This window comes from Geotalea toluenoxydans JCM 15764 (genome assembly GCF_001311985.1).
Taxonomy (GTDB): Bacteria; Desulfobacterota; Desulfuromonadia; order Geobacterales; family Geobacteraceae; genus Geotalea; species Geotalea toluenoxydans.
In genome coordinates, this window is record NZ_BBCJ01000009.1 from 99,535 (window position 1) to 118,941 (window position 19,407).

The window sequence follows — 19,407 nt, forward strand, 5'->3', positions numbered from 1 at the left end:
CATGCGGCAAAGAGAGGCTGTGGATATGGAGAAGAGACACCTTGTGGTTTGTATGATTTCCATCGTCTTTGTCCTCATAGCCGGATGTGCAACGGACCCGGCGCAGCGGCAGGCCGCTTTGCTTCAAGCAGAGCACAAGGCCCAATACACCAAAGCTCTGCGCAGTATTGAGGGGCATGACGGAGAGTATCCGGCCCGGGTCCTGCGCGGCATGGAGCTGCTGAAATCCATGGCAGAGCAAGGTTATGCCCCGGCCCAGTTCAAGCTGGCCTACTATTCCTATACCGGCCCCGCCTCCTACGACTGCTTGAAGCAGGATACAAAGGAGGCCTATTACTGGTTCGGAAAGGCGGCAGAGCAGAACCACCGAGAAGCCCAGTATGAATTTGCCATGCTATTCAACCCGAAAAGCGGTTTGAAGCAGTACGCCGATGCTGAAAAGTACGTGTACTGGATGCAGAAAGCTGCCGATGCCGGATACGCCAAGGCCCAATACGCCCTGGGGAGGATGAACGAAAAGGGAGAGCATGTGCCGCAGGATGTGGCCTTGGCCAAGGAACTTTTCGAGAAGGCAGCTGCACAGGGGGATGGGCAGGCGCGGAGGGCGTTGAAGAGGTTTGGGAAGTAGCTGAAGGACACTGAAGATTTGGATCGATGCAGATGCCTGCCCGCGGGCGGTGAAGGATATTCTGTTTCGGGCATCGGCCCGACTGCGGGTGCCGCTGTGCCTGGTGACCAACAAGAGCCTCGCCAAGCATGCGGGCCCGCTGGTAGAGACGGTGGTGGTGGGGACGGGCTTCGACGTGGCAGGCGACTACATCGCCGACCCACGCCGCACCGACAGATCTGGTGGTCACCGCTGATGTGCCGCTGGCTGCCCGAATCGTCGCTAATGGGGGGTGGCTCTGGACCCCACGGGGCGAGCTCTACACCGAAGAGAATATTGGTGATCGGCTGGCCATGCGCGACCTGCTGTCTGAACTGCGGGACGGGGGGATGCTCCAGGGCGGCCCCGCCCCGTTCGGCCTGGCCGACCGCAATCGCTTTGCGTCGAGCCTGGATCGCGCGCTTACTCCTATTATGCGAGGTCAACGACCTAGCTGCAAGGTGTTATGGCGTTACCTTCGAAAATCTACAAAGCAACCATTGAGCTGTCTGACATTGATCGGGGCCGTTACGAAACTCTGCAGGCCACCGTGGCCCAGCACCCGTCGGAGACGGCGGAGCGGCTGTTGGCGCGGCTTCTGGCCTACGCCATCTTTTGCGAGGACGACCTGACCTTCACCAAGGGGCTTTGCGCTACCGACGAGCCGGACCTCTGGCTCAAGGGGGGGCGGCGGCCGCGTACAGCTCTGGGTCGAGGTGGGCCTGCCCGATGCCGAGCGGATAGTAAAGGCGAGTCGCCACGCAGAAAATGCCGCCCTGCTGGCCTGAGGCCGGGCGCTTCCAAGCTGGCAACAGTAGCATCTCCCCAAACTCACCAACATCGCCAACATCGCCAACCTCACCGTCATTACCATTGATCAATCGGTTTTCGCCAGCCTGGTGGAGCGGCTGGAGCGCTTCATCTCCTGGTCTATCACCATCACCGAAGGAATTTTGTACCTCACCATCGGCCAAGAAATGCTGGAGACGACAATTACAAAGCTATAATCCGGCGAGAAGCCTCACTGGAAGGAGTTATCTTCACCTCTACAATGGGGAATGGGGGTGACTGCCGGAAAAGGATTATATGCAGCCGATCACCAGTGAAGGCAGATGTCGGAGAAGTAAATAAGTAATCTTTAAGTTCCATATTCATCCTACAGTTGCAGCTCCTGCGCCATTCAACTGTTCCCTTTTCACAATCTTCCTTCGTATCGTCCCCATCCTGCACGTCACGCGTGCATCACTCCCACAAAATACACGCTACACATTGTAGTAATTTAATAAATATTTGATATTGTACCTCGACGGCTTGTCAGGTTGGCGGTGACCAGAGCCGTTAAAGCCGGGGAAGGGAGGACTTGTCACCTCTGCGAAACCGGTTCTTGCAGTCAACTCAACCCACATTACAGGCGGGAAAAATGAAAAAGCTCATTTCATCGTTCGTCGTACTTACCCTGTTGGTTGCTGCCAATGCCCATGCCGGTGTCTGGAATCCATCGGTGCACATCTCGGAAATAGAAGTGAACACCGATGCTGCCGGTGCTGGGTCGCGGGCTTTCCTCTCCTTCCAGGAAGGGGCGACCAGCAAACCTGCTTGTGGCGCTGGTTCGCCCTATGTTCAATTGCAGGGGACTACGGAAAATATCCGCAACCTCCTCAGCATCTCAACGACGGCATTTATCAACAGCCGGCCCGTTGGCGTCTTTTTTGACGGCACCTGCACCGGGCCTTATGCCAATGTCGTCGGTCTCGCCCTTCGCTGAAGGAACTCAAGTCCTCAGTGGAAACTTTTTGAAAATTACTGGGTGCAGTACTGTAGCTTTCGCGTAATGCTGGATTTAGAGGTTTCTTAAGCCTCAAAATACCGCGTTCCTGCCTGCCTTGCTTGCTCGGGGGGAACGGAGTGTATGTGCTTTTGTCGTGCTGTCGTGTTCAGCCATAAACGGGATTTTACCGGTGGTTGAACCTATTTCATTCTTAGCAAGGGAGGGAGTATGAAGCGAGTGATTCACAAGTGGTTAGGTTCGGTGGCGACCATTGCGGCAGTCACAATATGTCTTTCAACTCAGAGTTTTGCCTTGGTCAGTTCGGGGCAGATCGCGCCAGCCGATGGCATCTCCGGGCAGGACATCATGGTGGGGAACGGTGTCAAGACTGGTCACATTCAAGACGGGTCCGTAACAGATGCCAAGATCGTGAGCATTTCCGCAGAAAAGATAGCGGGGATCATCGGTGTGGATAAAATAGCTTCCTACGCCGGGGTCAAGATTGTTCACAAAGGTGCGGTGGACGGCGTCAACACCTTCACTACAATTGCCGCAGCGGTTCAAGCCATTGGGGCAAACACCGCTGAACGGTATGCCATTGTCGTTATGCCCGGGGTTTATACTGAAGACTTTTCCTTCTTCGACGCAGCCGGCACGTTCAACATGGACATCATCGGCGCCAGCAGAAGCGGAAGTTACCTCAAGGCCACCGGAAACCACTGGCGTGCGTATGACCCGTCCTGGAGATCCTATCTCCATCTGGCGAACGGCCTCTTTCTCAAGAATCTTTCCTTCGAAGGGATCGTCGACATCGGATATACCAGCGGCGCAGGCATAGTCGATTGTGACCTTCTCCCGGCTCGCGCACCACAAGGTGCGGGATACGCCATCATGGGCCATGCACCGAAAAGTGTCACCGTAGAAAACGTTTATATCGAGACGGATCAACTGGGAATGTGGCTTTATGCCATGGGTGACGGCAATCCTGAGGACGGCTATATCTTCAACAATATCAGGATTCATGGCGTCGGCACCGGCGCAGAAGGCATATGGGCCTTCCCCAGCAATACATCCCGTCCCATCCGCTTCTCCAACATTACCATGACCAGCACGATCTACAAAGGATTCACCTTCTACAGCTATAGCGGCGGCGAGACCGAGTTGTACAATATTACTTTCAGCGGCAGCGGCTCCCCCTTCCAGTATGGCGGCTCGGGCTGGCATAGGGTAAATGCGAGGAACTGCAACTTTAACTCCGCTGCAGATCTGGTTTATGGGGGCGGCAATAGCGCCATGGCCATAACCATCGACAACTCCACCATCAAGAGCACTGTCTCCGGCTCGGCAAGCCCAGTGAAAATAGGCGGTTCCAAGATCATTGCGCCAATCACCAGTTCAAACGGTTCAGTGAAAATCATCAATTCCTATGACGGGAATTATGACGCCATTCCGAACGGCAACTACTAATAGAGCGACAGGGATCGCCAGTTCAAAAGGCGGCCAATTGGCCGCCTTTGCTGTTTCCGGGAGTTCCGGCAGGGAGTTCCGGGGACATCATACTTAATTTTGCAGGCCAAATTCCGGGGTACATCCACACTTACTTGTCCCCGCTCCCTCTACCTTTCCCGAACAGTTCCTTAAAAAGCTCCTTTGACCGGGCAAGCCCCTCTTGCGTCAAGACTACCGACTTAGCTTTGCCACTCGGGTCAAGAATATATCCCTTGTCAAAGAGCCTATCCATGACCTCGAAATCTAAGCCCTTCCAGGCACGTGCCATGTCATGGAGCGTCAACTGCAGAAGGGCGAGGACAACATCGTCGACCTTATCCCTGTCCCATTCCTCAGAAGGCTCCGACGAACCATACCCTTCCCCTGCCTCGTGGACCTTGCTCACCAGCGGATAGCGCTCCGGATGCAGAATACTATCGACTTCCAGATCGACATCCAGGTCCGGCCAGTACAGGTGCTGCGGTGTGGGGAGCTCGACGTGGACTACTTTTCCTACCGGTGCATCCTGAAACCAGGGAAACTTATCGAAGGGAAGAAAGAGCTCCTCATCATTGAGCAGAAGCCAGAGGCCGTGCGTCGATATGTTGGTGACTTCAACCATTGAAGTGCCTGGTCCATTCGTTCCGTATCTCATGCTTATGTTCCTCTATCAGCTTTCGGATGAGGCTCAACTTGGTTCCCCCGTGGGGGAGGGCTAACAGCAGACGGCATGCATTCGGTCATTGACAAATCACCCTGCATTGATTGAATTGTCCTATAAGCGGCAGAGTTTAGACCAAGGAGGTTCTCATGGGCATAGTTGACACCATTACCAGTAAGCTCGGCGGCCAGAGTCAAGCCTCTGATGGAAAAGCGGGCTCGATTTTGAGCGGCGTAATGGAAATGTTCTCGGCACGGGAATCGGGGGGGCTCCAGGAGTTGATCAGTTCTTTTCAGCAGCGAGGCCTTGGTGACGTTGTCTCGTCGTGGGTTGGCCGCGGTGAAAACAAGCCAATCTCGCCGGACCAAGTCCGAGAGGGCTTGGGCAACGATCGGGTCAGAGATTTGGCTGCCAAAGCCGGCGTATCGGAGGATGAGACTGCCAGGCATCTTTCCAGTCACCTTCCTGACTTCGTCGACAAGATGACTCCTGATGGCCAGGTGCCGCAGGGGGATGGATGGAAAAAGGGATGGAGTTTTTGAAAGGAAAATTCTCTGGGTAGTCAAAGGAGATCTGGGACAGCATAACTAATTTAAAGGCGGCCAATGTGCCGCCTTTGCAGTTTTAGGTGCAAGAAAGGAATGGGGTAGCTTTGATATTCCGACGAAATTCTTGCCTGCATCTTGCTTAGACGAAGTTCTGTCATTTGTGGCGGGCACCCCGTTTGAGTGCCCGCCACTGTTTACAGCCGTTTCAGTTTATTCAGTGCAGTGTTGAAGAACTTTGCATCGCTCATATCGACTTTACCATCCTGATTAAGATCGTAAGCTATATTCTTGAGAGTAGCTTTACGGATCTCTGCCAGTAGTAGCGAGTAATCGGCGGTGTCTACCTTGCTATCCTGGTTGAAATCAGGAAAGTTCGAATCTAATCGGACCACATACGGCCTCATCATCTCATTGTCTTCATGCTCGAGAATATGGCAGTGCCAGACGAACAACCCGGGAATATCGAACTTGGCTTTGATGCGGGTGATCTGGCCTGGCAAGGCGAGAACCGTGTCCTTATATCCTGCCTCAGTCGGAGTAGCTGGTGCTGCCTCATCTATCGGGGTGAAATCGTCCGGATCGAACTCCTGGCGATTCAGGACATTGAATCGCACCATGTGCAGGTGGATGGGATGGGCATCGGCGGTGGTGTTAAACAGTTCCCAAACTTCGGTACTGTTAAGCAGTGGTGTCTCGGTAACAGGGTCCATCCACCGCAGCGGCATGCTTACCAGGTCGCCACTGGAATCCTTGGCCATCACCCCGAAGAGGGCTCTTTTCGGGGCCATGGGTGAACCTCCCGCAGCAGCGCAGTCTTTGGCGAAATCAGCATCCTTCGGCCGGTTGAAGAGGGTGACGATGCTGCCGTCGGGTAGCGTCTGGACGCAAAGCTGGTTGGATTCCTCCTCATTGAGACTTAGGCGACGGGTATAAGTGGCTGCTCCCAGCGGTCGCTCGGCGGGCAGCACAAGGTTCTGCGGCGTCGTCGTCTTGGAATCACTGGTTTGGGTCAGGCTGGTGTTGACGATAAACTGCATGACCTGCCCGGTGGTACCGGGGTCTGCTGGCGTTTCCAAAGAGCCGTTGAAGGGGAAATCGGGACCGGTATTGATCATGCGTACACCGTGCCGTTGGCCAGGCCGCTGAAATCGACGATGACATCGGCTCGTTCCGCCGGGCCCATGAGTAAGGCGCGCTTGGGATCAGCGGCGGGGATATTTGCTGGAATGGTACCGTTTCCCGGCAGGGGTGTAGCACTGCCGGTCAGGATCTTCACCACCTTTGGCAGGAAACCTTCCTCGGCCCCGATCTGATAGAAGGGGATTTCCTGGCCGAGCCTTTCGTTGGCTTTTCCTGCATTGGTGACCGGAAAGAGGGACAGGTTGAAGGTCCGCCCGTTGGCGGCGGCCAACAGTCGGAAACGATAACGGGCCGGAGCAACGGCTAGTTGAGGCCAGGTACTGCCGTTGACGACGATGGTATTGAAGAAGGCTTCAGGATTCCAGATGGGCGGGATATCGGAAGCAGGGATGAACGGGATGTCGAGCACGCCTGCTCCGGGAAGCTGAGGTGTGGTGCCCGGTACGTTCAATCCCTCGAAGAAAGCGCGGTTGTCCGGGTAGAAGAGAGATCCGTCCTGGTTGAAGGATCGATCCTGTACGACGATCGGGATCTCCCGGATTTTGGCACGGACCGAAGCTGAGAAGTTAGGGTCGCCTCCTCCTGCCTTTGGGGCCGGTCCGGGGAGTACGGCAGGATTCCCTCGGCTGTCCCTGACATTGGCATCGCCGTTAGGGCCGCCACGGATAAGCCAGAAGCCAGCAGGACCGGCATAGACGTTGTTTCTTGTCATGCCGAGGGTGTGATCATGATACCACAGGGTTGTCGCCGGCTGGATGTTCTGATATCCGAAAAATGCCGATCCCGGCACGGTGTTACTGTTGTCGAACTGGTCGAAGTTCGATCCTCGCTTGGCGTAGCAGCCGGGATATTATCGGCCGCCGGCAGCCACCATGACTCGGGAAAACCGTCGCTTGACGAATTGACGTGGGAACCGTGGACATGGACCGTAATGGGGACCGGCCCGTATAGGGTTTGGGGTTTAAGGTGTTGCAGTCGGTGCGGTTGGTCCCGTCGGCACAGCCTCTTGCCGGTGGGTTGGCCCAATGAAGTGTCTGGTCGATGGCAAAGAGGTGCGGCAGAAAATTTTTCGTCAGCGGGTCGACGAGATCATTGATCCACCTGACGGTGGTCAGCCTCGCCGAGATATTTTCCACGGTGAACGCAGGATAATTGAAGGAAATATCGGTCGATAGTGGCGTGGGCGCGACAAAGTTTGCCGGTAGAACATCCTCTGCCCGGCCATAACTCCAGACAGTAGTCGGATCAAACGAGTCGGAGCGGCCGTTGATACTGTTCCATATGCCGCCGGGCAGGACCTGCTGCTTGAACTGCCGCACCGCAATGTTGTAATCTGCAGCGGGTTTTCCTGGTTGGGTGGTGCTTTTCGGCATTTCTGGTGGAATAATGAGCGGGATGACATATTTGGGATGGTGGTTGGATCGAGGGTCCCTCCCGGGACCGGTTGCCCATGGGCTTTGTTTGGCTCCCCCTGCATGAGCAGGAAGAGCGCCGCGCCAATTGTGACAGCTGCCTTCGGTATACTGTGTATTTCAGCCATAGAATCGTGTTACCTCCTTTTCGCAATTTTCCTGTTGTACAGGAATTCGGTTGGAGATCGCCATTCCAGGGAATCACACGGCAACAATGGTAACTTGTAGAGTTAAAAGGAAACTTTCCCCCCTTTTCTATGATCTTTATGGATGCCTGTGTGCCGGGATACATGGTGAAGTACAAAAACCGAAAATCGTCTTGGTTCAGCATTAATAATACCAAATTAAAATCCTGATGCTACTCTTGATCTCGAGAAAGGAGGGATCCGCGAGGCGTACACATACGCTGGGCGAAATAGGTCCATCCCTGGCCTGGGAGGATGCTCCAGTGGAGTGAAGAGCCTTTCGTAGTCCTCCATCCGCCACAGTTCGAGGATTCCTTTCAAGTTCTGTTGCACCTTCGCTGCCATGGTACTCCTCTTGATGGAAAAAGGGACTCGGTTGCCAATAGTGCTGTGTATGCGTGGATTCCATCCATCGGGAGAAGTGCTACAAGATGCGACTGTGCAGGAGGCCCGTTCAGTCTTTCAATGCCCACCAAACTTCCCCGAGTTCCTTCCTTTTCTCCGCAAAAGCTCCGGCAGTTCCAGGGCGTTCAGCACATCTACCTTTTCCAGCCAGCCCCTACGGGCAGTGGCTACTCCGTAGGGAAGGAAATCGAAGTTGGTGATGACGTGGGCATCGGTGTTGATGGCCACCGGTATCCCCAGCTCCTTGGTTCGCCGCGCCTGGCGGTCGTTGATGTCCAGGCGGAGAGGATAGGCGTTGATTTCCATGGCAGTACCGGTTTCCGCAGCCACACGGAGCACATCGTCCATGTCGATCTCGTACGCCTCCCGCTCCCCCAGTACCCTGCCGGTGGGGTGGGCGATCATGGTCACCCACGGATTGCGCATGGCGGCCACCATCCTGGCGGTGATCTGCTCCCGGGGTTGCTTGAACGCCGAGTGGATGGAGGCGATGACGAAATCGAGCTCCTTAAGCACCTCATCGGGAAAATCAAGGGAGCCGTCGGGCAGGATGTCCATCTCCGTGCCGTGCAGCACCCGGAAATCGCCACTATTACGGTTGAAGGCGGTGATCTCCTCCCGCTGCTCCATGAGCCTCTCAATGGTCAGGCCACGGGTGACCCCCAGGGACCGGGAGTGATCGGTGAGGGCGATATAGGCAAGCCCCCGCTTCCTGGCTGCGGCGGCCACCTTGTCCAGGGAATGCATGCCATCGCTCCACCGGGAGTGGACGTGCAGGTCCCCCCTGATGTCTTCGGCGGTGACCAGCCGGGGCAAGGCACCGGTCAGGGCCCGCCTCCACCTCGCCGCCGTCTTCTCGCAGTTCCGGTGGAATGAACGGCAGTCCCAGCACCCGATAGACGTCCTCCTCTTCTGCCCCGCCGATCCGTGAATCGTCTTCGGTGCGGAAGATGCCGTACTCATTGATCTTCAGCCCTGGCGCACCGCCATGTCCCTGAGCCGCACGTTGTGGTTTTTAGAGCCGGTGAGATAGGCGAGGGCAGCACCAAAGGAGTCCCGCTCCACCACCCGGAGGTCGACCTGGATCCCGTCCGTGACAAGCACCGACGACTTGGTCGGCCCTTTAAGCAGCAGGCGGGTCACCTGGGGGAGCGTGGTAAAGGCAATCATCAGTGCCGTCGGATCGGGGGAGGTGGCGACCATATCGATGTCCTTGACCGTCTCTTTCCAGCGCCTGATACTGCCGGCAAGCTCGATTCGCTCCACCAGTCCCTGCTTGCGCAGACTGTCCACCAGGGACTCGGCCAGAGGCAGCACCCGCCCGAGGGGAAACCGTTCCCGGCCCCTCTTTACCATCTCTATCCCCTTGAGGATATTTTCCTCGGTCTTGCTCTGGATCTTGGGGATTGCCCCAGCCAACCGGTGCTCGGCAGCGGCCCGTTCCAGATCGTCGATCCCTTTGATTTCCAGCTTGTCATAGAGGAGTTTCGCCTTTGCCGGTCCCAGACCGGGAATGACCAGCAGTTCCAGCATCCCCAGCGGTACCTCTTCCTTGAGCTTTTCATGGGCCTCGATCTTGCCGGTGGCGAGATACTCCTCGATCTTGGCGGCGAAATCTTTGCCGATCCCGGGGATTTCCAGCAGTTCCTTATGGGAGAGGTTGTCCACCGCCTGGGACAGTCCTTCCAGGTTCAAAGCGGCACGACGGTAGGCCCTGATCTTGAAAATATCGTAGCCACGGAACTCATGGATGTCAGCGATTTCGGAAAAGATGCGGGCGATCTCATGGTTTTTCATGGGTGCCTCCTTCCTTAAATTTTATCAGGTGAAGGTCAAGGAGGTAACTTCAACGTCCTGTAATTCGCCGCCTATTGAACATTGCTGATGGGGAAGTAGCAAGGATGTTTAACGGAATCCTGGACACATATGATCTGACGCTGTTCAGTGCAATTCCAACCGGCGGCTCAAGTGCTCCGGTTACGGAGCCTGGGGCCTGCTTCCTTATCGGCAGCGGATTGTTAGTTCGAAATTTGAATTAAAAAAGAGACCTTTTGCGAGGCCAGGGGCAACCATTGGGGGCGACGTCCTTGCTTTTTGGGCCAGTGTAGCTGTATACTCCTGTTTTAAAATATCAAGGAGCCGAAGTATGGGCGGCAAGAAACGGCTGCGAAGGACCTTTCTGTTGCTGCCATACTGCCAGTACCAGCCCCGCAGTGGAAGACGCTCCAAAAGGTGAACCATAATGCCGAAAAATCGTGAAGCAGCTCGCGCCAATCTGGAAAATCTCTACCGGATCTTTACCGTCCCGGAAGCGCCCGATTCGACCCTGGGCGCTATCGATCAGGCGATTGCCGCAGATGTCACCGGCTTTTTGCAGACCCATATCGTTGCCATCGAACGCGACCTCGAAGCTATCGAGCCGATTTCGCCTCTGCCATCATCCCGGAAGAACCGACCTACGTCTCCGAATATACCGAATTCGTCAAGGAGAACCTGGTCGCCCAGTCGGTCCATACCGCTGCCCCCGGCTTTGTCGGCCACATGACTTCGGCGATCCCCTACTTCATGCTCCCCCTGGCGCGCCTCATGACCGCCCTCAACCAGAACCTGGTCAAGGTGGAGACCTCCAAGGCCTTTACCCCCATGGAGCGGCAGGTCCTGGCCATGCTCCATCACCTGGTCTATCGCCGGGATGCCGACTTCTATCCCGCCTGGATTCACAACAGCCAGCATGCCCTGGGGGCCTTCTGTTCCGGTGGCACCATTGCCAACGTCACGGCACTCTGGGTGGCGCGCAACCGCCTCTTCGCACCACACGGTGATTTTGGCGGCATTGCACAGGAAGGGCTGGGCCGGGCGCTGCAGCATCGAGGGGCTGAGGGTATTGCGGTCCTAGTCTCCGAGCGCGGCCACTATTCCTTCGGCAAGGCCGCCGATCTCCTGGGCCTGGGCCGGGACAACCTGATCAAGGTGCAGACCGATGCCCATAACCGTGTCGACCTGAAGCTGTTGCGGGAAGAGGTCCGGCGCCTGCAGGACAGGAACATACTCCCGCTGGCATTGGTTGGCATTGCCGGCACCACCGAAACCGGCAATATCGACCCGCTGGAGGCCTTGGCCGATCTCGCAGGGGAGCTAGGGTGCCATTTCCATGTGGACGCTGCCTGGGGTGGGCCGACCCTCTTTTCCGACCGGTTCCGCTCCCTGCTCAGTGGCATCGAGCGGGCCGACTCGGTCACCATCGATGCGCACAAGCAGCTCTATGTTCCCATGGGGGCGGGGATGGTCGTCTTCAAGGATCCGACGGCCCTTTCGGCGATCGAACATCATGCAAACTATATCCTGCGTCATGGCTCCAAGGATCTGGGGAGCCATACCCTCGAAGGATCACGGCCGGGTATGGCGATGTTGGTTCATGCCGGTTTATCCATCATCGGCCGCAAGGGGTACGAACTCCTCATGGATATGGGGATCGAGCGGGCGCGGACCTTTGCCGCCATGATCCGCCAGTATCCCCATTTCGAACTGACCAGCGACCCGGAGCTGAATATCCTTACCTACCGCTACTGTCCGCTCAATGTACAAAAGGCCCTGGCCGCAGCGCCTGCTGAGCAGCGTGCCGGTATCAATGCACTCCTCGACCAGGTCTGCCTGCTGCTGCAAAAACATCAACGGGAAGCGGGGAAAACCTTTGTCTCCCGGACACGGCTGCGAGTGGCTCGCCATGATGAAGAACTAACTGTCCTGCGCGTCGTGTTGGCCAATCCACTGACGACCGACGAGATCCTGACGGCGGTTCTGGCCGAGCAGTGCGAGATCGTGCAGCAGCCGGAGATTCAGCCTTGTTGCAGCAGGTCGAGGAAATCTGTACAGGTTTGACGGCGAAATAGAGGGGGGCTATTATCTTCGGGGGTGAGAGCTTCCACATCTAATAAAACCCCGCTTCCCGTTTCAAGCGTGTATATTGGGCGCCGTCGTTAAAAGAATGCCGACACAGCAAAGTCGAGAGAAGGTGAAACTATGAGTATCTTTAATCTGTTTAATTGTAAGCCAGTGTGTCGAACCCGCATGGTCAGTCAGGATTTCTTCGAGTGCAAGGTGAAAAGACCCAAGCCGAAATTTTGCGAGTATTCCCTCAGCATGGGAGAAAGCTTCATCTGCAACCACCTTGACCGCGCCGGGTTTTCAAGTAAAAAGTAGTGCCGTAGCCACGTCCTGGAGTCCCATTCATCATGAAAATACAGAAGTTGACGATCGAGAACCGCTCCAAGGTCTATGCGCTATTGCAGCACGCCTTTCCCGGCACTGATTATGAAGTGGCGCTGGTACGGAAACTCCACGAGAACAGCAGACCCGTGCATGAATGGGTCTGTATTCATACCAGCAAGGTCATCGCCTACATTGCTTTTTCCAACGCTTATGATGGCACCGACATCTGTGGCTTGCACCTGGCCCCCATGGCGGTGGCCCCCGAATTTCAAAATCAGGGGGTGGGTTCGGAACTGCTGAAATTTGCCTTGCGACAGGAGGCGATTAAAAGCCGGACCCTGTTTGTCCTGGGGGAACCAGCTTATTACCAACGGTTTGGCTTTGAACCCTGCGGCGCCCCCATCTGTCCGTTTGATAAGAACAACTCACATTTCCTGAGTATGCGAAACAACATTGCCGTCAGTTTCTCTGTGGGTTATGAGCCTGAGTTTAACGCTGCTGCCACATCATCCGGCAAGCAGGGAAAGAAGCGCCGGTTACGATAAGCATCGAAACGAGCGATTCACTTTTATTCAAAAGGCGACCATTATTGGGTCGCCTTTGTTGTTTCTTGTCCCGGAAACTGTTTTTTCGCCGCCGTACAGCCAACGTCCTCCCCATATCCACATTTTGGTGCACATGGGCGGTTATGCCGGGCTGATCAGCCAGCATTACCCGCAGCGCAACAAAAAAAGCTCCTTCGATCTGGTTCTAGGAGTCTGTCGGACTTAGAATGAATCGGCTGCGAAAATGGCAAATCGGTCCGGATCTCCGTAAATTTTCGACAAATAGGTCCACTATTCGCTCTCAAATTTCCAAATATCCGTCCTCGAATTTCCATTCTCTCGCTTCGATCCCTAAGTCCGACAGACTCCTAGCGCCGGAATGGAAAATCCAGTGGTTACTGGTGGCGTGACTTGAGCAGAAACGAGAAAATGAGCCTGTCAGGAGAAACCCGCACGCAGGGCAAAACTGTAGAAAGATGACCGTCCGGGGTAGAGCCCGGCCGGATAACGATCCTTGATGAGGCGACCAGCTGTGGGCCGGCGATACCGGCGGCGGACCAGGCAGTGAGGATTGTGCCATAGACGGCAGGCATGACCCTGCTGCCGAACAGGTCGAGCACGAAGGAGGGCATGGTTCCGAAACCGCCGCCATAGCAGAGGAGAATGTAACAGACCAGCAGCGCGAATAGCCAGGGATTGTCTGTGTACGTCAAGAGGATAAACGCCAGCAGTTGGGTGCCGAGAATGACCCTGAAGGTCTCCCGGCGGCCGATCCGGTCCGAGATCCCTCCCCATAAAAACCTGCCGATACCGTTGAAAATGGAACTGACTGCGATCAGGGTGGCGCCGTACCTGGCAAGAGCCTCCTTTCCCAGCGCCGGGTCTGCCTTGCTCCAGATATCCTGAAAGAGCGGCGACTGGAAACCGATAATGGCGATGCCGGCGGTGATGTTGCAGAAGAAGATCACCCAGAGCAGCGCAAATTCCCGTGAAATCAGGCAGGCACGGGTTCCCCTGCCATGCTTGTCCGGGCCGCTCCCGGCGCCCGCCAATGGCAGGATACAACCGGACGGCATCCATCCGGTGGGCGGATTCCTGACAAAGGCTGCAGCAGGAATGACCAGCAGGAGGAACACCACCCCCATCACGGCAAAGACCCTTACCATATCTCCGCCCAGTTGCGCCAGGAGTAGAGGCGCTAAAACCTTCGACATCAGGAGGGCGCCAAAGCCGAACCCCATGACTACCATGCCGGTGGCAAACCCTTTCCGGTCTGGGAACCACCTGGCCACCGTTGCGACCGGAGTGACGTAGCTTAGTCCCAGGCCGGTTCCCCCGATTACGCCGTAACCGGCATAAAGGAGCGGGAGTGAATGCATTCTGAGCGCCAGTGCTGCCAGCAGGTAACCGCAGCCGAACAGCATCCCGCCCAGCAGGGCAAGGATCGTCGGTCCTGTCTTTGGCAATAACATCCCTCCAGCTGCGGCAGCCAGACCGAGAAAGCAGATGGCGAGGCTGAAAGCCCATGCCACTTGGCTGTTCGACCAAAAGTAGGCGTCGCAGAGGGGTTTCTGGAAGAAGCTCCAGGCGTACACGGTTCCCAGGTTGACCATCAGCAGCGTGCAGATTACCGCAATCAGCCAGCGGTTGAACGTCTTTACCACCCGTGCACCCCCTTTATTCCCGGACAACCCCCCATGCAGCAGCTCCGGGTAGGAATTTGAGTATATAGTTAGAAGCAATTTTGTCCAGTTAACTAATGATGGGCAACAATGGATTCTGGGGACGGAATTTGCTTAAAGCAGAAGGCGGCCTGTTGGCCGCCTTTGATGTTTCATGCGCATATAAGTGCGGATAAATGCCTTACTCCCTTCAGCCGTGCCGCATCAGCTGGCGCCGACCACTCCACAGGCTATCCTGTCACCGGAGTTGCCGGTTGGGTCGGTCTTCTCGTCGTCAGGCTTGGCGTGGATGATCAGGGCCGTACCACCATCTTTCAGCAACGAGGTCTTCCCTTTGCCCAGTGTTGCACCTTCGGCGGTTGCCGTTAATTCTGCGGTGCCGTTCCCTTTCACCTCCAGGTTGGGCAGGTCGCCGGCATGCTTTCCTTCCGGGTGACCGGCACCGTGGTGCCTGCCGGTGGGGTTGAAGTGAGCGCCTGCGGTGGCAAAACCGGGAGGCTCGCACTTGCCGTTTTCATGGATATGCATGCCATGTTTACCCGGCGGGAGTCCCGACACCTTGACCGTCACTTCTACGCCCCCCTTTCGTTCGGCGAAGGTTGCGGTACCGATCGATTTCCCGGTTGTGTCGACAATGGAAGAGGAAACAGTTTTTCCCGTTTCGCCAGCTCCGGCAACAGTGGCAGAGGCAATCAGCAGAAGACATGTGGTTGATCTGATCATCGCTTTCTCCTTGTAGGTTAGTTTCTGGTGCTAAAAGTGTAGATTGCTTAACCTGCTGTCAATCCGGCTCAAATGAGTGCTCCGCCGACTCCGTCAACGCTGCCTGGCGGCATCGACGCTCCAGATTCCACCTCCCTGGGCAGCTATGAAGAGGAAGACAAAACAATACAGTGCCGCCAGTTCGCCTTCATTCTGAAGCGGCAGCAACGCCTTCGTTCCATGGCCGATCCAGTAGCGAAGGCCATCTGGCCGCTGGCAATAAAGGCTGCCCAGTGGGTGAACAGACCTATCATAACCAGTATCCCGCAAAACAGCTCGATGGGACCGGCCACATAGGTAATGAAGGAGGGGACTCCTGCCGGCATAGGGCTCGGAATAGCGAACAGCTTCTGGGCGCCGTGCCACAGAAACAGAAAGCCTGCCACGATGCGCATCAATGCATAACAGTGGGGAATGTAGTCGGACATGAATGGTCTCATGTAACACCTCCAGATCGATACGCTGCTTACTCCGGTTATTTCGGAGAAGCCGGGTTCATCTGCCAGAGTGCCAGTGTCGCACCGGTGGGGTCGGTGATGACGCTGAACCAGCCGATGCCGGGAATTTCGGTGACATCTTTGCAGATCTTCGCCCCCAGGGTCCGGGCCTTTTCGGTGGCGGCGGCCGCATTGTCCACCAGAACGTAGGCGATCCAACATGAGGGGGTATCCGGGTCCGGGGTCTTCATCATGCCGCCGCCGGTTCCTTCGCCCACCTTGATCAGGGTGTAGTCCATCCCCGGTATTTCTTCCAGCTGCCAATCGAACAGCCCGGTATAAAAAGCTTTTGCCTTGCTACATCGGTGGTCACAAGCTCCACATGTACGAAGGGATTTGCCATAAGTACACTCTCCTTTTTATATTGGTTTGTCTTAATTTATTATACGGCATCCTGCGCCTGAGTTGTGGTTACAATCATAAAAACAGGACGTTTTTGTTGACATCTGGACCATCTGGTCCTAAAGTGGAACCCATGACACTTGGAAGACCATTGGCATATGACCCCGACAAGGCACTCAATGCCGCCATGCAGGTATTCTGGTCGCAGGGATATGAGGCCACTACACTGCAGGACTTGCTGCAGGCTATGGGGCTCTCCAAAAGCAGCTTCTACCAAGCATTCAGCGGCAAGAAAGAGCTTTTTCTGCGCTGCATTTCCCTATATCGGGAAAAAATTTCCCAAGGGCTGGCCGAGCTGCTGGAGAATTCTGTTTCCGGACGGGATTTCATCGAGCGGATGCTGCTCAATTCTGCGGCAGAGGCAAGGCGCACCATTGATATGCGTCGCGGTTGCCTGCTGATGAATACCGCCACCGAATGTGCACAGAAAGACCGCGACATTGCCGAGAGGGTCTCTTCCGGGTTCGCGGGGTTGAAGGAACTGCTCATCCAGGCGGTCAGGCGGGGGCAGACCGAGGGAGAGATAACCAGGGCAGTGGCGGCCGAGGTGCTGGCCGGTTACCTGATCAGCAGTCTGGGGGGTATCAAGACGGTTGTCAAGGGTGGGGCGGATGAACAGCGCGTATGCGATATCGTAGCCGTTATCCTGCGGGCGCTGGACTGAATTTTTTTAAATATTTTTGGACCATAAGGTCCACAATAATCCAAAAGGAGGAACAGGCAATGACCATTCAGGGAAACAACTTTACCGCAGAGCACACCGGGCCGTTTGAAACACTTTTAAAAAGGGATTTTCTGGGCTTTCACGGCAAATTCTTCATCGGCGGCGATCTGGGACTCACCGGCTGCGAGGTCTCTCTTAATCGCCTTCCGGCCGGCAAGGGGATGCCATTTGTCCATGCCCATAGCAAGAATGAAGAACTCTATATTGTTTTGGGTGGCAGTGGCATCTTTCATGTGGATGGGGAGGAGTTTCCGGTGAGCGAAGGAAGCCTGATCCGCGTGGCGCCGGCTGGAGAGCGTGCCTACAAGGCAGGAGATGTGGACCTCTATTTCATCTGCATCCAGGCCGAGGCGGGGAGTTTGACTCAGGCCACACTTGAAGATGGGGTCAGGCTCGCGACCAAAGCCTCGTGGATGACCAAGTAGCGTATCTGTGATCGGGGAATGCATGGAGACTCTTTGGTTCCTGCCAACTGCAGGTGGCGGTGGTAATCCTTTGCGGCTTACTTCTTCACAGCTGCTTTTCTTCCTTCATACCAGATACTCCGGTCAATGGCCTTCAGGTGTCCAGATATGAGCGGTGATCGATAACCTTGCTCTTTCCTGTCCGCGATATTATACTACGGCGGTAAACGCGGGTGCTGACAGTTCCCAAGATCATCATCAAAGGAGAAATGAAAGTGAGAGCGAAAAGTTTCATCAAAGTAGTTGTTGGCGCATCTATAGTGGCCATGCTGGCAGCTGGTTGCGCAACCAATCCCGATGGCAGCTATGAATTTAAGAGAAGCGCCATAGGCTCTTTGGGTGGGGCGGCACTGGGCGCAGGTATCGGGGCGCTGGCGGGCGGAAAGACCCATAGGGGAAGAAATGCGGCTATCGGTGGTCTGTCCGGTGCAGTCGTGGGCGGCGGCATCGGTTATTACATGGACCGGCAGGCAGCAGCCTTAAAGAAAAACCTGCCTGAAGCGGAGGTGGTCAGGGACGGTGACAAGGTTTATGTGGCTTTGCCGTCAGGTATCCTCTTCGACCTGGGCAAGGATTCCTTGAAGTCGGGAGCCAAGGAGTCTCTGAGCAAGGCGGCGGCAACCCTCAAGGCCTCTGAGACCAATATCATCGTTCAGGGACATACCGATTCCACCGGCTCCGATGCCATCAACCAGCCATTGAGTGAAAGGCGCGCGAAGCAGGTCCGTGATTTTCTCACTGCCAACGGTGTGCCTGCGTCCAGGCTGACTGCTGTAGGCTATGGATCGAGCCGCCCGGCCGTTGCCAACGACACCGACGCCAACCGCGCCCTCAATCGTCGGGTGCAGATGGAGATAAGCCCCAACGAGAAGGCCATAGAGCAGAACAGCGGTAACAACTAGCAGCACCTTACAATTTGAAAGTAGATTAAAATAAAGGCGGCCCCGGGGTCGCCTTTATTTTTTGATAAAAGGCTGCAGGTGCGTCGGCGTGATAAGACCGGGGAATAATGGTGGAAAACCTCTTCTTATCCGGCTATCATAGGGGCCTTCATCACAGGAGGGATATATGGCGACCGTATGGCTGTTGTATTTAGTACTGGGGGCATTTGCAGGCGTCATGGCGGGGTTGCTCGGCGTCGGCGGGGGGCTGGTGATCGTACCGGTGCTGTCGTTCATTTTCGCCTATCAGCAGTTGCCTCCTGAGCATATTCTGCACCTGGCCCTGGGTACTTCCCTGGCCAGTATCATTTTCACCTCCATCTCCAGTCTCCGTGCCCACCATGCACGGGGGGCCGTCAACTGGAACGTGGTGCGGCAGATCAGCCCGGGCATCGTATTCGGCACCTTTCTCGGCTCCTGGGTTGCCTCCAGGCTTTCCACCGCGTTTCTCAAAGGTTTCTTTGTCGTTTTCCTCTTTTACGTGGCCATACAGATGTTCTTCAATATCAAGCCGCAGCCCCATCGGCAGCTCCCGGGAAAAGGCACGATCTTCGGCGTGGGTGGCCTGATCGGTGGGGTTTCCAGCTTCGTCGGCATCGGCGGCGGCAGCATGTCTGTCCCCTTTCTGCTCTGGTGCAACGTTGCCATGCACAATGCCATCGGCACTTCGGCGGCAATCGGTTTTCCCATCGCCCTTGCCGGTGCGGCAGGCTACGTGGCCAACGGGCTTGCTGCTTCCCTTCCGCCACATACTCTCGGTTTCGTTCATCTCCCGGCCCTCATGGGAGTGGCGGCGGCAAGCATTGCCACTGCGCCCCTTGGGGCGAAACTGGCCCACTCGCTGCCAGTGGCGGGGCTCAAAAAAATCTTTGCGCTGCTGCTTGTGGTGATTGGAACGAAGATGGTGCTGGACCTTTTTTAGCAGGTT

General features: G+C 55.9%; 23 protein-coding genes and 2 pseudogenes. 14 read left to right on the forward strand and 11 right to left on the reverse strand.

Features of this window, described 5'->3' with window-relative positions; translation table 11 throughout:
• Position 1 precedes the first annotated feature (1 nt).
• The 6 genes and pseudogenes from JCM15764_RS07635 (at position 2) to JCM15764_RS07655 (ending at position 3,881) form a co-directional block, all read left to right on the forward strand.
• On the forward strand, positions 2-628 hold the full coding sequence (locus JCM15764_RS07635; protein ID WP_243688556.1) for a tetratricopeptide repeat protein: 627 nt from the start codon (positions 2-4) through the stop codon (positions 626-628).
• Positions 629-638: 10 nt separating this feature from the next.
• A pseudogene (locus JCM15764_RS07640) lies at positions 639-1,086 on the forward strand (YaiI/YqxD family protein); the annotation flags it as partial.
• A gap of 26 nt (positions 1,087-1,112) precedes the next feature.
• The gene (locus JCM15764_RS29415; RefSeq protein ID WP_439645266.1) at positions 1,113-1,523 is read left to right on the forward strand and encodes a YaeQ family protein; all 411 of its coding nucleotides are present in this window, start codon (positions 1,113-1,115) and stop codon (positions 1,521-1,523) included.
• A 19-nt stretch (positions 1,524-1,542) separates the two neighbouring features.
• Positions 1,543-1,653, forward strand: a complete 111-nt coding sequence (locus tag JCM15764_RS29420; protein WP_439645269.1) for a hypothetical protein — start codon at positions 1,543-1,545, stop codon at positions 1,651-1,653.
• A 413-nt stretch (positions 1,654-2,066) separates the two neighbouring features.
• Positions 2,067-2,411: a hypothetical protein gene (locus tag JCM15764_RS07650; protein ID WP_054694229.1), complete on the forward strand. Its 345-nt coding sequence runs from the start codon at positions 2,067-2,069 to the stop codon at positions 2,409-2,411.
• 231 nt (positions 2,412-2,642) lie between these two features.
• On the forward strand, positions 2,643-3,881 hold the full coding sequence (locus JCM15764_RS07655; RefSeq protein ID WP_054694233.1) for a pectinesterase: 1,239 nt from the start codon (positions 2,643-2,645) through the stop codon (positions 3,879-3,881).
• 130 nt (positions 3,882-4,011) lie between these two features.
• Here JCM15764_RS07655 and JCM15764_RS29425 read toward each other — a convergent pair whose 3' ends face one another.
• Entirely contained in the window at positions 4,012-4,557 is a 546-nt protein-coding gene (locus JCM15764_RS29425; protein WP_243688557.1) for a DUF6429 family protein, read from the reverse strand.
• Between the two features lie 155 nt (positions 4,558-4,712).
• Here JCM15764_RS29425 and JCM15764_RS07665 point away from each other — a divergent pair, with 155 nt between their 5' ends.
• Entirely contained in the window at positions 4,713-5,105 is a 393-nt protein-coding gene (locus JCM15764_RS07665; protein WP_243688558.1) for a YidB family protein, read from the forward strand.
• Positions 5,106-5,305: 200 nt separating this feature from the next.
• Here JCM15764_RS07665 and JCM15764_RS29430 read toward each other — a convergent pair whose 3' ends face one another.
• From JCM15764_RS29430 to JCM15764_RS22400, 6 genes and pseudogenes are all read right to left on the reverse strand, one after another.
• Positions 5,306-6,226, reverse strand: coding sequence for a multicopper oxidase domain-containing protein (locus JCM15764_RS29430; protein WP_243688559.1), 921 nt, complete (start codon positions 6,224-6,226; stop codon positions 5,306-5,308).
• Complete coding sequence (locus JCM15764_RS22380) at positions 6,223-7,041, reverse strand: cupredoxin domain-containing protein (protein ID WP_243688560.1); 819 nt, start codon at positions 7,039-7,041, stop codon at positions 6,223-6,225. Before JCM15764_RS22380 ends, JCM15764_RS29430 begins: the two co-directional genes overlap by 4 nt.
• A 4-nt stretch (positions 7,042-7,045) precedes the next feature.
• Positions 7,046-7,624: a cupredoxin domain-containing protein gene (locus JCM15764_RS22385; protein WP_243688561.1), complete on the reverse strand. Its 579-nt coding sequence runs from the start codon at positions 7,622-7,624 to the stop codon at positions 7,046-7,048.
• A gap of 686 nt (positions 7,625-8,310) precedes the next feature.
• Positions 8,311-9,069, reverse strand: a complete 759-nt coding sequence (locus tag JCM15764_RS22390) for a PHP domain-containing protein (protein WP_279384329.1) — start codon at positions 9,067-9,069, stop codon at positions 8,311-8,313.
• A 94-nt stretch (positions 9,070-9,163) separates the two neighbouring features.
• A pseudogene (locus JCM15764_RS28015) lies at positions 9,164-9,226 on the reverse strand (hypothetical protein); the annotation flags it as partial.
• Positions 9,223-10,050: a helix-hairpin-helix domain-containing protein gene (locus tag JCM15764_RS22400; protein WP_243688562.1), complete on the reverse strand. Its 828-nt coding sequence runs from the start codon at positions 10,048-10,050 to the stop codon at positions 9,223-9,225. The pseudogene JCM15764_RS28015 and the gene JCM15764_RS22400, both read right to left, overlap by 4 nt.
• Before the next feature lie 445 nt (positions 10,051-10,495).
• Between JCM15764_RS22400 and JCM15764_RS29435 the strand changes: the two genes are divergently transcribed.
• From JCM15764_RS29435 to JCM15764_RS07690, 3 genes are all read left to right on the forward strand, one after another.
• Positions 10,496-10,798, forward strand: coding sequence for a hypothetical protein (locus tag JCM15764_RS29435; RefSeq protein ID WP_243688563.1), 303 nt, complete (start codon positions 10,496-10,498; stop codon positions 10,796-10,798).
• A complete protein-coding gene (panP, locus tag JCM15764_RS07680; protein ID WP_243688577.1) occupies positions 10,693-12,132 on the forward strand; it encodes a pyridoxal-dependent aspartate 1-decarboxylase PanP in 1,440 nt (479 codons plus the stop codon). The genes JCM15764_RS29435 and panP overlap by 106 nt, the downstream gene beginning before the upstream one ends.
• Before the next feature lie 353 nt (positions 12,133-12,485).
• Positions 12,486-13,007 carry a GNAT family N-acetyltransferase gene (locus tag JCM15764_RS07690; protein WP_054694235.1) on the forward strand — a complete coding sequence of 174 codons (522 nt, stop codon included), beginning with the start codon at positions 12,486-12,488 and terminating at the stop codon, positions 13,005-13,007.
• A 395-nt stretch (positions 13,008-13,402) separates the two neighbouring features.
• Here JCM15764_RS07690 and JCM15764_RS07695 read toward each other — a convergent pair whose 3' ends face one another.
• The 4 genes from JCM15764_RS07695 to JCM15764_RS07710 form a co-directional block, all read right to left on the reverse strand.
• A complete protein-coding gene (locus tag JCM15764_RS07695; protein WP_243688564.1) occupies positions 13,403-14,671 on the reverse strand; it encodes an L-lactate MFS transporter in 1,269 nt (422 codons plus the stop codon).
• Between the two features lie 222 nt (positions 14,672-14,893).
• Positions 14,894-15,412: a superoxide dismutase family protein gene (locus tag JCM15764_RS07700; protein ID WP_054694238.1), complete on the reverse strand. Its 519-nt coding sequence runs from the start codon at positions 15,410-15,412 to the stop codon at positions 14,894-14,896.
• A 143-nt stretch (positions 15,413-15,555) separates the two neighbouring features.
• A complete protein-coding gene (locus tag JCM15764_RS07705; protein ID WP_243688565.1) occupies positions 15,556-15,891 on the reverse strand; it encodes a DoxX family protein in 336 nt (111 codons plus the stop codon).
• 35 nt (positions 15,892-15,926) lie between these two features.
• Positions 15,927-16,220, reverse strand: a complete 294-nt coding sequence (locus JCM15764_RS07710; RefSeq protein WP_439645270.1) for a VOC family protein — start codon at positions 16,218-16,220, stop codon at positions 15,927-15,929.
• A 203-nt stretch (positions 16,221-16,423) separates the two neighbouring features.
• Here JCM15764_RS07710 and JCM15764_RS07715 point away from each other — a divergent pair, with 203 nt between their 5' ends.
• The 4 genes from JCM15764_RS07715 to JCM15764_RS07730 all read left to right on the forward strand — a co-directional run bounded on the left by JCM15764_RS07715 (position 16,424) and on the right by JCM15764_RS07730 (position 19,401).
• On the forward strand, positions 16,424-17,014 hold the full coding sequence (locus JCM15764_RS07715) for a TetR/AcrR family transcriptional regulator (protein ID WP_054694240.1): 591 nt from the start codon (positions 16,424-16,426) through the stop codon (positions 17,012-17,014).
• 59 nt (positions 17,015-17,073) lie between these two features.
• Positions 17,074-17,499 (forward strand): cupin domain-containing protein, encoded by a 426-nt coding sequence (locus tag JCM15764_RS07720; RefSeq protein WP_054694243.1) that lies wholly within the window; start codon positions 17,074-17,076, stop codon positions 17,497-17,499.
• A gap of 248 nt (positions 17,500-17,747) precedes the next feature.
• Positions 17,748-18,440, forward strand: coding sequence for a YiaD family glycine zipper/OmpA-like lipoprotein (locus JCM15764_RS07725; protein WP_243688578.1), 693 nt, complete (start codon positions 17,748-17,750; stop codon positions 18,438-18,440).
• Positions 18,441-18,606: 166 nt separating this feature from the next.
• Positions 18,607-19,401 (forward strand): sulfite exporter TauE/SafE family protein, encoded by a 795-nt coding sequence (locus JCM15764_RS07730; protein ID WP_054694247.1) that lies wholly within the window; start codon positions 18,607-18,609, stop codon positions 19,399-19,401.
• The last annotated feature ends 6 nt before the right edge of the window (positions 19,402-19,407 follow it).